The sequence below is a fragment of the Nocardia sp. NBC_00403 genome (assembly GCF_036046055.1).
GTDB lineage: Bacteria > Actinomycetota > Actinomycetes > Mycobacteriales > Mycobacteriaceae > Nocardia.
The window spans coordinates 6,561,195-6,574,107 of record NZ_CP107939.1; the positions used below are offsets into that span (position 1 = coordinate 6,561,195).

A 12,913-nucleotide genomic window follows, 5' to 3' on the forward strand; every position below is an offset into this window, starting at 1 on the left:
GGCCCGAAGTCGATCCGGCCCTTTCCCGCGAACGTGGGTACGAGTGGTCGACTACCTTGCCGCGGTTACAGCATCCCACCAGCAAACAGGTGGCGGACTGTGTCTGTCAGAAGTCGATGAATACTGGCAGGAAATACGCTCCGGGCTGGAGAAAGCCGACATCCCGCTGCATCACGTCGTTCTGGGTGGATCGGGTTCGAAGGGGCGGGCATGGGCTTTGATCCGTTCCTTCGGACGGCCGCCTCGCGCCGTGGTGACAGCCATGGTGTCGCGAGGTATCCAACTCGATGAGGTGCCATTGCTCTGTGATGAGCTTTCCTCGGGTGCGTTGTGCCTGGTGTGCCGGCCCGACGCTCCCGCGACCAATAGACTGATCAACATTCCGACTCATTCACTCGCGACGGATGCCATGGACATGTTCCAGAAATCGGCGTAGCGGCCGCCTCGGCGCAGTAGCTCCTCGTGGTTGCCTTCCTCCACGATCCGGCCGCCATCCAGGAAGGCGACGCGATCGGCGCGTTGGATGGTGCGCAGTCGGTGCGCGACCATGACCACTGTCCGGCCTGCCATCAGGCGCTCGATACCCGCGTGGACGGCCGCCTCGTTGACCGGGTCCAACGCGGAGGTCACTTCGTCCAGCAGCACGATCGGCGCATTCTTCAGCAGAGCTCGCGCGATCGAAACACGTTGGCGCTCACCGCCGGACAGCAGTGCGCCGCCCTCGCCGACATTCGTCGCCCAACCGCCGGGCAGTCGCTCGATCACTTCGTCCAGCCGGGCCGCGGTCGCTGCCGCCCGCACCTCGGCTTCGTTTGCGTCCAGGCGGCCGAGACGCACGTTCTCCTCGATCGTGCCGTCGAAGAGATAGACATTCTGGAAGACAATGGAGAACTGCGACATCAACACCTCGGTGCTGATCGCGCGCACGTCCACCCCCCCACGCGCACCGCGCCCGTGTCCACGTCGTAGAACCGCGCGAGCAGCTGCAGCAACGTGCTCTTACCCGCACCCGACGGTCCGACAACGGCAAGCCGCTGTCCCGCTGACACCGACAACGACAGGTCATCGATCACCATGCGGGCGTCGTGCCGGAAGGTAACGGACTCGAACTCGAGGCCATGGTGCATCGGCTGGATCAGTTCGCGGGCTACCGGGAGCGGCGCGGTGCGCAACACGGTGTCGAGCCTGGCCAGCTCAGAACGGGCGGCGCGCAGTTTGCCACCCATATCCGCCAGCGATAGCAGCGGGTCGGCGCAGCGCGCGGCCAGCACCAGAATCGCCAAAACCTCTGCCGTGCCGATGCCCCCGCCGAGCGCAAGGTAGGCACCCATGCCCAGCAGCGCGGTGAACAGTGCCTGCACCGTGAGCGTCAGACCCACCACACCGGGCAGCGCGGACAGGGTCGAACGGCGGGACGCACGGTGGAGTCCGGACAGCGCGTCGTCGAGCGACCGGAAGCGTTCGGCAGTCCGGCCGCCCGCGCGCAGCACCGGCTGCGACTGGATGTATTCGATGACTCGCCCGGCGGCCTGATCACCACGTTCGATGCGCTCGGTATCGGTAGCGGCCATCGCCCGGCCGGTCCAGATCTGGATCGCCGCGACCACCGGTGCAGCGACCAAGGCGGCCGATCCCATCTTCCCATCGAAGGCGAACATCACGACAACGATCGTCAGCGGCGTCACCGCGGCGGAAATGAACGGTGCCAGCAGATGCGCGATCACGCTCATCGCCTGCAGGATTCCCCGGCTCGCCAGTACCGACACCTCGCCGACACGACCAGTGGTAAACCAACCGATCGGCAATCGGGCCACGTGATCACCGAAACGGTGATACACACCCCGCAACATCGCCCCCGCGGCGCGGAAACCGGCCAGATCACTGCTGTAGCGCAACAGCGCGTAGACCGCGACCGCGACGCCGAATGCGATCAGCCAGGGCCAGGCATCCGCGGGTGTACTCCCGAACAGTGCCCGCAGCACCGGAACCAGCAAGGCGTAGGACAAACCCTCTGCCACGGCGGTAATCGTCATCAACGCCATGGTGCGACGGATCGGCTGGGCGTACTCGTGTCCCAGCACGTGCAGCAGCATTCGAATCATCGGAGCTCATCTCCTTGCAGTACAGGGGCTTCGATCTCATCGGTGATCGCGGATCGGTGCGATCGCCAGAACTCGGCGAACTGTCCGTTGCGCGCCAGCAGTTCGGCGGGCCTGCCATGCTCGACGATCGCCCCGTTCTCCAGCACCACGACGGTGTCGGCGTCCGCGACCGTCGCCAGGCGATGGGCAATGACGAGAATCGTCCGATCGCCCGCCAGCGTCGAAAGCGCCTGGCGCACAGCTCGTTCGGTATGCGGCTCGGCGAAGGCGGTCGCCTCGTCGAGCACCAGCACGGGCGCGTCGGCCAGCAGTGCGCGGGCGAGCGAGATCCGTTGTGCCTCACCACCCGACAGTTCGACGTCGGCACCGATCACCGACTCGTATCCGCGCGGCAGCTCGAGAATTCGATCATGGATGTGCGCCAGGCGGGCGGCGCGAACCACGTCATCGAGGTCGGCTTGGGGCACCGCCAGCGCGATATTGTCCGCAACCGATGCGCGCAGCAGGCGAACATCCTGGAAAACGAAGGAAACCGTCCGGTAGAGCTCACGGCTGCCGAGCTCGCGTAGATCGACTCCGCCCAGCGCGACCGAACCGCTGGACGGATCGAAGAACCGTGGCAACAGCTGAACCAGCGTGGATTTACCGCTTCCCGACGGACCGACGATCGCAGTGACCGTGCCCGGCTCGAGCACCAGGTCGATCCCGCGCAGCACCTCGCGATCGGCAACGTAGCCGAATCGAACGTCACGCAGTTCCACCCGGTGCCCCTGTGGTGCGACCGGGCGCGCAGGCTCCGGCAGCGACGCCACAGCAAGCACGTCCCGGATCCGGCCGACCGCACGCCGAGCGGCCTGCAGATCGTCGAAACCGTGGCCCAGAGCCGCAATCGGAGCCGTCAGTCCCAGCCCCAGCAGCAGGAACGGCAGCAGGTCCGCCGGGGCCAGCGAACCGTTCGTGATCACAACCGTGCCACCGATCAACACGACCAGCAACACGAACGGCGGCGACAGCACCAGCGCGAGTCCCGCCGCGATCCCGGCGAGACCTAGCACCCAGCGAAGAAAGGAGTCGGTGAAATCGTTTGTGGCCGTGCGAAATTCTCGGTGCGCGCGCTCACCGCCGCCGAATGCTTTGACCACCGCGATCCCCTGTACGAACTCGATGGCCGCATTCGAAATCTGCCCCATGGCCGCATCGAGATCCACCTGCTCGCGCTGACGCTTCGGGGTCATCATCAACGGGATCAGCGCCACCGACAGCGCTATCGGGATCATCGTGATCAGCGTGAGCCGCCAGTCGATGGTGAACAGGTAGATCAGCGATACCAACGGCACCACGAAGGCGGAGACGAACTCGCCGGGGACGTGGGCGATGAGCGGGTGCACGGCACTCACGTCCTCCCCCACTACCTTCGCCAACTCGCCGGTTCGGCGCCCGGCGAGCCAGCCGATGGGGACGCGACCCAGCCGGGCGGCGAGTTTCCGGCGAAACGACAGTTCCACCCGTCCGTCGAGAAGATGCCCGACTCCCGACGATCCGGCCGTGAACAGCAGTCGAACGAACAGGCCGACCGCACCCGCGATTACGACGATCCAGACGTGACCGTGATCGATCGGGTTGGGCGACAACAGAGTTCGACCCAATTCGACGACGGCCAGCAGCGGGGCCAAACCCGCGACAGCACCGATGACCTGGAGGATCACCACGGCGGCGAAACTCCCCAGGTAAGGGCGCAGCAACCCCGCAACGCTCTGTCCCGTCGCGGAATCGGCCCCCGATATTGGTGTGGACCGCTCTCTCGCCTCGGCGAGGTCAGTGGTGGTCATCGCTCTCCCTCTGCGTGAATGTCGGCGCGGTTTCTACTGCGTCGGTATGCCCGAGCGCTTCAGCAGATGGCTGCGCAAGTGGGCGAGGATTTCGGCGCGTGCGGGCCGGGCCGCGGGGACCACTCCCGGCATGCTCAGGAAAGCGTGCACTGCTTCCGGATAGCGGGTCAGCGTTACGTCGACTCCCGCCTGTCGCAGGCGGTCGGCATAGGCCGAAGACTGATCTTCCAGGGTGTCCAGACCCGCGGCTTGGATGAGGGCTGGGACGAGTCCCGCGAGGTTGTCACTCTCCAACGGCGAAATCGTTCGGGAGTCGAACGATTCGGGAAGCGCGATGCGCTGCACCGCGCGGCAATTGGCCGGCGTCGCGGTCGGGCTGTCCGCGTTCTCGGTGAACGAGGGGTACTCGAAGGCGCGCTCGGTCCAGTCGAGCTGCGGATTGATCAGTACCTGGGTCCGCACCGGCAGCCCGAGTTCATCCGCCCTTATCGCGGTGAGAGCAGCGAGCGTAGCTCCCGCGCTGGCACCCAGCAGGGCGATCCGAGTGGGATCGGCTTCCCACATCGGGGCCAGCTCGACGAGGCGGAGTGCAGCATCGTAGGCGTCCTCGACCTGTGCGGGCACGCGGTGCTCGGGCGCCAGCCGATAGTCGACCGAGGCGACCACGGCCGGAGTGTTGGCCGCCAGGTGACTGAGGAGCCAGTCGTCCTGGTCCGGTGCGCCGCCGATGAATCCGCCGCCGTGGAACGCGACGATCAGCGGCAGTGCCGAACCCCCCCGCTCGGGCTGGTACACGCGGACATTCAGCCGACGACCAGGGAGATCGAGGGCGTGTGTAGTGATTTGTGCGCCACGATCGGGCTTGCCGGTGACGAGCCCGACGACTGCGGACCGGCGCTTGCGGTACTGCGCTTCGCGCAATTCGATGACCTGATCCGGGATGATCGAATCCCAGTCCGGTTCGGTCATGAGTGCGGCCAGAATCCGAACTCGCAGTGGAACTTTGCCTCGCATGATGTGCCCTCCGGCTCTTCGTGGTGCTCGTCGGCCGCTGTCTTCGTGCGGTGTAGCGCTACCCTGGCAGCTGTGACCGTGGGTGCGCTTTCGGAAATATGCGGTCCGGCAAAATCGCCCGTGGTGTGGATGCGTACGGGGCATACCGGTTACATCGGGCCGGAGCTCGGTGTCGACCCGCATTCCCCCTCCGTCGCGGTGCTCAGCATCGGCCTGGACGGGCCGTTCGTTCTGGAGACCGCCGCACACGGGGACATACGCACCGGCAGCTCGTTCGCCCCTGCCCGGGCGGTACACCGCGTCGTCGCCCCCGAGGCGTGGATTCTGCTGCTGTTCGTCGACACCGCGGGTGCGCCCGCCACCGGCATCGCAGAGGAGATGACGGCGACCGTCGGGCCGTACGGACTCGGCCACCGACGGGAACGGGAGCTCATCGAGCTCTGCCGTGCAGATGCCGTGGATCCGGACCGAATCTTCGCTCAGGCCATAGCCGGTCACGCACCGGCGGCCGACCCGCGGATCGAACGGGTCGCCGCCGCGATCCGCCAGGACCCGAATCGCACCTTCCGGGCCGAGACGATCGCCGCGAATCTGGGCCTGTCCACCACTCATTTCCTCCGCTTGTTCACTCAGCAGTCCGGTACCACGTTCCGCGGGTATCAGCGGTGGACCCGCCTCATGCACGCGCTCCGGGACGTCGCGACCGGCCGCGATCTCACCTGCTCGGCCACCGACGCAGGTTTCGCCACCCCATCTCACTTCAGCGAAACCTTCCACCACATGTTCGGAATGTCCGCCAGCGGAGTGCTCCGCTCCGGTATCCGCTTCGATCTCGGAACCTCGCCTGCGCCTTGATATTTCGATCGTCGCTAATTCCGCGCGCCGCATTGGGCCGGGGCGTGGCGCAGGGCCGCGGCGAGTTCGGGGTTCTGCCGCTGGGACACCTCGGCGGACAGGATCGCCCGCGCTCCGCGGAATGTGCCGGGCCACTGGTGCGATTCGACCGACACGCCCGCTCCCAACAGGCGGTGCGCTGGCTCGTCGACACGGAAAAGGTGGTCCTCCCGACCACCTTGACCGAAGCGCCGCGGGAACGCACCCGCGTGGTGAACGCCCCCGCTGCCGACGTCATCGCCGAATTGAAGGCCACCGGAGCGGGCGACATCCTCGTCAACACCAGCCCGACGATCACCAAGGCACTCCTCGCCGCGGACCTGCTCGACCGGCTGTACCTCTTGGTCTGCCCCGAGATCGCCGGAGATGGGCAGCGACTGTTCGACGACGGCCTGCCGAGTTCGAAGTGGGCACTCACACACCAGGAGACCGGCGAGCTGGGCGAGATCGCCATGGTCTACGACCGCGCACGCTAACGGCCGCGGTGTGCGGCCGTCCAGCACAGCGACTACGTCCTCACAGCCGTCAGCGGCTCGGGTTGCGGACGCAGTAGACCGCTGGTACCGCGACGGTTGCGGGCACGCCGGCATGGGCGCGCATTGCGAACGCGGACGCGCTCGCCTGGCCGGATGTCCTGCCGCACAACCGATCAGCGGCTGAGGCGGATGTATCGAGCGGCCGGCCGCTATCCGACGAGTGTCCGGCTGCCGAGCACCGTAAGTATTGCGAGGCGTTCGGCGTCCTCGGTGCCGGGCTCGGCTGTGTAGATCATGATGCGCAGGTCGCTGCCCGCCACGGTGAGCACGTCGCAGTCCAACGTCAAGGAACCTACCTGCGGATGATCGATCGTCTTGCGGGCGGCCTCGCGGCGGCTGACAGCGCCGGAATCCCAGAGTGCGGCGAACCGGGCGCTCTCGGCGCGCAGGTCCGCGATGAGCTTTCGCAAGCGCTGGTCGGCGGGATATTGGGCGGCGGCGGTGCGCAAGTCGGTGACGAGGGCGGTTTCGTATGCGTGCATAGCCTCCGGGGTGCGACGGGCGGGGGTGCCCGAGCCGAGAAAATGTCGCCACACACCGTTGCGTTCATTGGTGTGGCGGGCCGGCGGATCGCCCATCAACGCTACGTGCGGTGGGTTGGTCAGCAGCAGCGTCCAGGATGCGTCGTAGACAGCGACGGGTGTCCCGGTCAGGCGGTCCAATACGCGCTGGACGCTCGAGGTGATGTAGGTGGGCACGGTTTCGGGGTCCGGCAGCGCCAGCCCGGCCAGCAGGAACAGGTGCGCACGCTCGGCCGCGGACAACCGCAGGGCCCTGGCCAGCGACTCGACGACCTGTGTCGAAGGGTTGGCCGCGCGGCCTTGTTCGAGGCGGGTGACGTAGTCGACGGAGATGCCGGCCAGTAGCGCGAGCTCCTCCCTGCGCAGTCCGGGAGCGCGGCGCTGCCCACCCACGGTCAACCCGGCGGTCTCGGGTGAGACCTGATCGCGCCAGCGGCGCACCGCCTTCCCGAATTCCGCTGTCGCCATGTCCTTCAGTGTGCCCGGCCGAGCGCCGAACTGCCTGGTATCAGCAGTCCCAGGAAGACCGGACGACTGGTCGACCCCGGCTGCCCGGCGCGACTATGAAGCCATGACAACGACACTGATCACCGGAGCGAACAAGGGCTTGGGCTTCGAGACCGCCCGTCGGCTCGTCGCGGCAGGCCACACCGTTTACCTCGGCAGCCGGGACGCCGAACGCGGGCGCCACGCCGCCGAACAGCTCGGTGCACGATTGGTGGTCATCGATGTCACCGATGACGCGTCCGTCGCGGCCGCGGCGAAAACGATCGAAGCCGATGGCGGTGTGGATGTGCTCGTCAACAACGCGGGCATCGCAGGCTTCGAAGGACAGACGCAGGACAAGGGCGTGGTCGGCGCCGCCGCGTTGACCGCCGACATGATGCGGCCAGTGCTGGAGACGAACGTCCTCGGTGTGGTACGCGTGACCCACGCCTTCCTGCCGTTGCTACAGCGATCCGCCGCGCCGGTCGTGGTCAACGTCAGCAGCGGCCTGGCCTCGCTGACCCGGGTCACCACCCCGGACACACCCGCACACGCATACCCGGGAGTCGCCTATCCGGTATCGAAGGCCGCAGTCAACATGATCACCGTGCAGTACGCCAAAGCGTTTCCGAACATGCGGATCAACGCGGTGGAGCCGGGCTACACCGCGACAGATCTGAACGGGCGCCTGGGCACGCAGACCGTTCAGCAGGGTGCCGAGATCATCGTCCGCATGGCCCAGGTGCCCCCCGATGGACCCACCGGCGGCTACTTCGACACCACCGGCGCCTTGCCGTGGTAACCACCGGGATCGGCGATTGACAGCAAATGCCGTACCTGCCAACGTATCGAAGGACATCGAGGTCCTGATTCGGCTGACCTCGGTATCGTCGAATCGGAGAGTGCTCGATGGGGTTTCTCGAACCCGACCTACCCGTGGTCGATATGACGGAGTGGAGCAAAGGCACTCGGAGTGCACGAATCCGTCCCATGGCCAGGCATTGGGCCGAGGTGGGTTTCGGGACGCCGGTCGCGCTGCATTTGTTCTATGTCGGCAAGGTCGGTCTCTATATTCTCGGTGGCTGGCTGATCATGCTGTCCACCAAGGGCATCGACGGATTCACCGATGTCGGCGACTGGTGGTCGGAGCCGATCGTCTTCCAGAAGGCTGTGCTTTACACGCTGCTGTTCGAGGTGGTCGGACTCGGTTGCGGGTTCGGTCCGCTGAACAACAGATTCTTTCCGCCGCTCGGCTCGATACTGTATTGGTTGCGGCCGAGGACAATTCGGTTGCCGCCGTGGCCCGGTCGTGTTCCGTTGACCAGTGGCACCACCCGCACCCCAGTGGATATCGCACTGTATGCGGCGTTGCTGATGACGACGTCGGTCGCATTGGTGTCCGCCGGCACCGGTCCGGTACCGGCGCTGGACACGACAGTGGGGTTGATCCCGGTGTGGCAAATCGCAGTGATCCTCGGCCTGCTTGCGGCAATCGGGTTGCGCGACAAAGTGATCTTCCTCGCGGCGCGCGGCGAGGTCTATGCCACCCTGGCAGTCACTTTTCTATTCGCCTCCACCGACACGATCGTCGCCGCGAAGGTCGTTTTCGTGGTGATCTGGATGGGCGCGGCGACCTCGAAGCTGAACAAGCACTTCCCGTTCGTGGTGTCCACGATGATGTCCAACAGCCCGGTGTTCCGGCGAAAGTCGCTCAAGCGCATGTTCTTCGAGAACTTCCCCGACGACCTGAGGCCGGGTCGGTTGTCGCGCATTTTCGCGCACGGCGGCACGGCCGTCGAGATGGGTATTCCGTTGGTGTTGTTCTTCTCGCACGGCGGCCCGCTGACGGCGGCGGCCGCGGTCGTGATGGTGGGATTCCACCTGGTGATTCTGACGGCCGTCCCCATGGGGGTGCCGTTGGAATGGAACGTCTTCATGATCTTCGGTGTGCTGGTGTTGTTTGTCGCGCACGCCGATCTCGGTCTCGGCAGCCTGAACAACCCCGCGCCGGTGGCGCTGCTGTTCATCGTGATCGCGGGCATTGTGATCGCCGGGAACCTGTTCCCGCGCACAATCTCGTTCCTGCCCGGCATGCGGTACTACGCAGGCAACTGGGATACGACGATGTGGTGCATCAAACCCTCGGCCGCGGAAAAGATCAGCCGCGGCATCGTGGCGATCGCCAGTATGCCGCAAGCCCAGTTGGAGCGGTTCTACGGGAAGGACCGGGCCCAGATTCCGATGTTCATGGGATATGCCTTCCGCGCCATGAACACCCACGGCCGCGCGCTGTTCACCCTGGTTCATCGAGCCATGCCCGCCGGCCGTGAGGGCGAGTACACACTCACCGACGGTGAGCGCATCTGCAGCACCGCGGTCGGCTGGAACTTCGGCGACGGACACATGCACAACGAGCAACTCATCGCCGCGATGCAGCAGCGTTGCCACTTCGACCCCGGCGAAGTACGCGTCGTTCTGCTCGACGCCCAGCCGATCCACAAGCAGACTCAGGAATACCGTCTTGTCGACGCCGCGACCGGCGAATTCGAGCGCGGCGTGGTGCATGTCGCGGACATGGTGACCCGCCAGCCGTGGGCCGACGATGTGCCCGTGCACGTACACCGTGGCAACCAGAACGACTTCGCCTGATGGCGGCCACGATGACAACAGCGTGATACTTCGGGACATGGAGTCCGTTTCATGATCGACGTGGATCTGGCACGAAATCCGCGCACCGCGCCGCGGGATGTGCTGGCCATGGCCACGCCCGGTTTCTGGCGGATGGAGGTCCACACCGCTCCAGCAGCGGGTAACCGCCCGACGGTCAACGACGGGATGCCGTCCGGCGCAATCAATCAGCCCGGTCCTGATCGCCGATAGCGGGCACCATCGAGCGCGGTTTACTGTCGAAACCATGGCGACCCCCGACTTCATTCACACCATCCGGGCCGACGCGGGCAAGCAGCTGTTGTGGTTGCCCGGTGTCAGCGCTGTTGTCTTCGATGACGAGGACAGGGTGCTGTTGGGGCAGCGGGCCGACACCGGCACGTGGGCGGTCCTTGCAGGGATGCCGGACCCGGGCGAGCAGCCAGCGGCGTGCGCGGTTCGAGAAGTGTACGAGGAGACCGCCATTCGTTGCGTCGCCGAGCGTATCGTGATCGTCCGCGCCATGCCGCCGCACACCTACCCGAATGGCGACATCTGTCAGTTCATGGACATCACGATCCGGTGCCGCGCCGTCGGCGGCACGGCGCGGGTCAACGACGACGAGTCGCTCGCGGTCGCCTGGTTCGACGTGTCCGCATTGCCGGAACTGCCCGAGCACGATCTGCTGCGCATCGAGCGGGCACTGTCCGATGGGCCGGTGTGGTTCGAACCGGCACCCTGAACGCGGGTCGTCGATCAGTGTGCGGCGGCAGCCCCGTGCAGTACGAGATCGACTGCGCCGCTGAGGTAATCCGACGACATGGGCTGATCACGGAGCAGAATTCGGAACCAGATCGCGCCGGCCAGCAGGTCCATGATCATCGCCGGATCCGCCGTCGCCGGCAGTTCGGCACGGGCGATCGCGCGCTGGAACATCGGCTGCTCGCGGGTGAGGCGTTCGGCAAAGAACGTGTGCGCCACCGCAGCCAGCTCCGGCCTGCGGGGTGCCGCGGCGAGAACGGTGGCGACGATCGGTGCGGTCCGTTCTCCGGTCAGCAGTTGGGTGATCTCCCGGGCCAGCGCGAGGAGGTCGCCGCGCAGGCTGCCGGTGTCCGGCATCGCGAAGGCGAGCAGGTCGGAGTGGACCAGCGCGGCGGCCAGCACCGCATCCTTGGACGGCCACCACCGGTAGATGGTGGTCTTGTTGACGCCGGAGCGGCTTGCGATGGATTCGATGGTCAGACCGTCATAGCCCTGTTCGGCCAGTAGCTCGAGGGTCGCGGCAAAAATCGCCGACGCTTGCCGTGGCCCTCCCCGGGCGCGTTCTTCGCTCACCCCGCCAGGATACAACGCAACGTTGCGTTGCATCTAGCATCGGTATATCTTCAAACGCAACGCAACGCAACGCAACGTTGCGTTGTCGATAGGAGCGTGGAATGAGCTTTCCCTTGGTATTCGTGCACGGCATTCGGCTGAGCGGTACCTCATGGTCGGTAGTACGCGAGCAGCTCGGCGCGCACCCCTCGGCGGCAGTCGACCTGCCTGGGCACGGTGCGCGGCGCGGCGAACGGTTCACGCTGGCCGCCGCCATCGACGCAGTCGCCGAAGCGGTGGACAACGTCGGCGGCCACGCCGTGGTGGTCGGGCATTCGCTGGGCGGATACGTGAGCATCGCCGCAGCGGCCCGGCATCCAGAGCGAGTGGCCGGGCTGGTGGTCGCCGGGGCAACCTGCGTGCCGAACCGCGGCTTCACGGCTCCGTTCACGCTGATGCATCGCGTGCTCTCGCGGCAATCCGACGGCGGCGAACGGGCCAGCGGCCGCCTCTTCGACTCGGTGCTCCCACCGCGGGTGGCCGAAGCGATCAAACACGGTGGGATTGCCACCGAAGTCATCCCTGACGTGGTCCGAGAAAGCCGGCATTTCGACCCGCTCACCAACCTCGCCGAGTACCCCGGCCCGCTCTGGCTGATCAACGGCAGTCGCGATCACTTCCGCACCCACGAACGGCGATTCCTTGCCGCGAGCACCGACGGCCGACTACTCATCACGCCGCGGGCAGGTCACTACTTCCCCCTGGCCCAGCCGACCGAGTTCGCGCAGTGCGTCCTCGACATCTCCTACGCGGTGGCCGGACACCACAGCAGTCGGTGAAGCCCGGCGGAAACTCCGAGGTGCGCGCCGATGCAAGGGAAGGGGTCCGCCGCTTCGTACGCTGGTTCCGGTTGATCACGTACCGCTTCGATGGAGAAGGGGCTACACATGATTCACGACACCACGGACCAAGGTTTCCGCGTGGACAGATCTCGGCGATCACCGGCCCGTCTCGCGGTCCCCGTACTCTGCGCCTCGCTGCTCGGCGCGCTCGGCGGAGTTCCTGCCTCCGCCGAGGCACGAGAGGTGAAGGAGTGCACCGACACCGGGTTCGTCCAAGAGATGCTGGACGGACTCAATAAAGTACGATCTCACCACGGAGTCCCCGCGCTGAAGATCAGCCAAGAGCTGGCGGACTACGCGAAGACGCGCGCGGTGTTCCACGCGGAGAACGGCTCCGTGTCCCACAGAGAACTGGATACGAGGTACGGCGAAAACGTATTCCTGGCCAGCAGCGATGATTCCAGGCCGACGCCCGCCGGTGATGCCGTCATGCATTGGAAGAATGAGCAAGAGCGCTACGAGTACGAAGCCGACCGCCCGGCGCCGGGGACCGAGAATTTCACGCAGATGGTGTGGAAGGCCAGTACCACAGTTGGTGTCGGCCGAGCCTGCGTGCTTGCACCGGAATCCGAGGATCCGGGCTGGACCTACATCGTGGCGATCTATCGGTCACGCGGCAATATCCCCGGTGAATATCGCGACAACGTATTGCGGGGAACCGACTAGCGA

General features: G+C 66.0%; 13 protein-coding genes and 1 pseudogene. 9 read left to right on the forward strand and 5 right to left on the reverse strand.

The genetic code is table 11. The features are described from left to right. Window positions 1–43 precede the first annotated feature (43 nt). Window positions 44–436 carry a hypothetical protein gene (locus OHQ90_RS39605; RefSeq protein ID WP_442941202.1) on the forward strand — a complete coding sequence of 131 codons (393 nt, stop codon included), beginning with the start codon at window positions 44–46 and terminating at the stop codon, window positions 434–436. On the opposite strand, the pseudogene OHQ90_RS29230 reads toward OHQ90_RS39605, so the two are convergent. From OHQ90_RS29230 to OHQ90_RS29240, 3 genes and pseudogenes are all read right to left on the reverse strand, one after another. Further along, window positions 388–2,102 (reverse strand): annotated as a pseudogene (locus OHQ90_RS29230) (ABC transporter ATP-binding protein). The gene OHQ90_RS39605 and the pseudogene OHQ90_RS29230 sit on opposite strands and share 49 nt — an antisense overlap. Further along, window positions 2,099–3,931 carry an ABC transporter ATP-binding protein gene (locus OHQ90_RS29235; RefSeq protein WP_328402915.1) on the reverse strand — a complete coding sequence of 611 codons (1,833 nt, stop codon included), beginning with the start codon at window positions 3,929–3,931 and terminating at the stop codon, window positions 2,099–2,101. Before OHQ90_RS29235 ends, OHQ90_RS29230 begins: the two are co-directional and overlap by 4 nt. A gap of 33 nt (window positions 3,932–3,964) precedes the next feature. Then, window positions 3,965–4,945, reverse strand: coding sequence for an alpha/beta hydrolase (locus OHQ90_RS29240; protein ID WP_328402917.1), 981 nt, complete (start codon window positions 4,943–4,945; stop codon window positions 3,965–3,967). Between the two features lie 72 nt (window positions 4,946–5,017). Here OHQ90_RS29240 and OHQ90_RS29245 point away from each other — a divergent pair, with 72 nt between their 5' ends. Both OHQ90_RS29245 and OHQ90_RS29250 read left to right on the forward strand, forming a co-directional pair. Continuing rightward, window positions 5,018–5,800 carry a helix-turn-helix domain-containing protein gene (locus OHQ90_RS29245; RefSeq protein ID WP_328402919.1) on the forward strand — a complete coding sequence of 261 codons (783 nt, stop codon included), beginning with the start codon at window positions 5,018–5,020 and terminating at the stop codon, window positions 5,798–5,800. A 137-nt stretch (window positions 5,801–5,937) separates the two neighbouring features. After that, on the forward strand, window positions 5,938–6,315 hold the full coding sequence (locus tag OHQ90_RS29250) for a dihydrofolate reductase family protein (protein WP_328402921.1): 378 nt from the start codon (window positions 5,938–5,940) through the stop codon (window positions 6,313–6,315). A 209-nt stretch (window positions 6,316–6,524) separates the two neighbouring features. Here the strand turns inward: OHQ90_RS29250 and OHQ90_RS29255 are convergent, their stop codons facing one another. Then, complete coding sequence (locus tag OHQ90_RS29255; RefSeq protein WP_328402923.1) at window positions 6,525–7,364, reverse strand: helix-turn-helix transcriptional regulator; 840 nt, start codon at window positions 7,362–7,364, stop codon at window positions 6,525–6,527. Between the two features lie 103 nt (window positions 7,365–7,467). On the opposite strand from OHQ90_RS29255, the gene OHQ90_RS29260 reads away from it, so the two are divergent. From OHQ90_RS29260 to OHQ90_RS29275, 4 genes are all read left to right on the forward strand, one after another. Then, entirely contained in the window at window positions 7,468–8,184 is a 717-nt protein-coding gene (locus OHQ90_RS29260) for an SDR family NAD(P)-dependent oxidoreductase (protein WP_328402925.1), read from the forward strand. A gap of 107 nt (window positions 8,185–8,291) precedes the next feature. Next, window positions 8,292–10,031, forward strand: coding sequence for a DUF3556 domain-containing protein (locus OHQ90_RS29265; protein WP_328402927.1), 1,740 nt, complete (start codon window positions 8,292–8,294; stop codon window positions 10,029–10,031). 51 nt (window positions 10,032–10,082) lie between these two features. Next, on the forward strand, window positions 10,083–10,262 hold the full coding sequence (locus OHQ90_RS29270) for a hypothetical protein (RefSeq protein ID WP_328402929.1): 180 nt from the start codon (window positions 10,083–10,085) through the stop codon (window positions 10,260–10,262). A 34-nt stretch (window positions 10,263–10,296) separates the two neighbouring features. Further along, window positions 10,297–10,770, forward strand: a complete 474-nt coding sequence (locus OHQ90_RS29275; protein ID WP_328402931.1) for an NUDIX hydrolase — start codon at window positions 10,297–10,299, stop codon at window positions 10,768–10,770. A 14-nt stretch (window positions 10,771–10,784) separates the two neighbouring features. Here OHQ90_RS29275 and OHQ90_RS29280 read toward each other — a convergent pair whose 3' ends face one another. After that, the gene (locus OHQ90_RS29280; RefSeq protein WP_328402933.1) at window positions 10,785–11,363 is read right to left on the reverse strand and encodes a TetR/AcrR family transcriptional regulator; all 579 of its coding nucleotides are present in this window, start codon (window positions 11,361–11,363) and stop codon (window positions 10,785–10,787) included. Window positions 11,364–11,464: 101 nt separating this feature from the next. On the opposite strand from OHQ90_RS29280, the gene OHQ90_RS29285 reads away from it, so the two are divergent. Next, a complete protein-coding gene (locus tag OHQ90_RS29285; RefSeq protein ID WP_328402935.1) occupies window positions 11,465–12,181 on the forward strand; it encodes an alpha/beta fold hydrolase in 717 nt (238 codons plus the stop codon). 141 nt (window positions 12,182–12,322) lie between these two features. Then, on the forward strand, window positions 12,323–12,910 hold the full coding sequence (locus tag OHQ90_RS29290; RefSeq protein WP_328402937.1) for a CAP family protein: 588 nt from the start codon (window positions 12,323–12,325) through the stop codon (window positions 12,908–12,910). The last annotated feature ends 3 nt before the right edge of the window (window positions 12,911–12,913 follow it).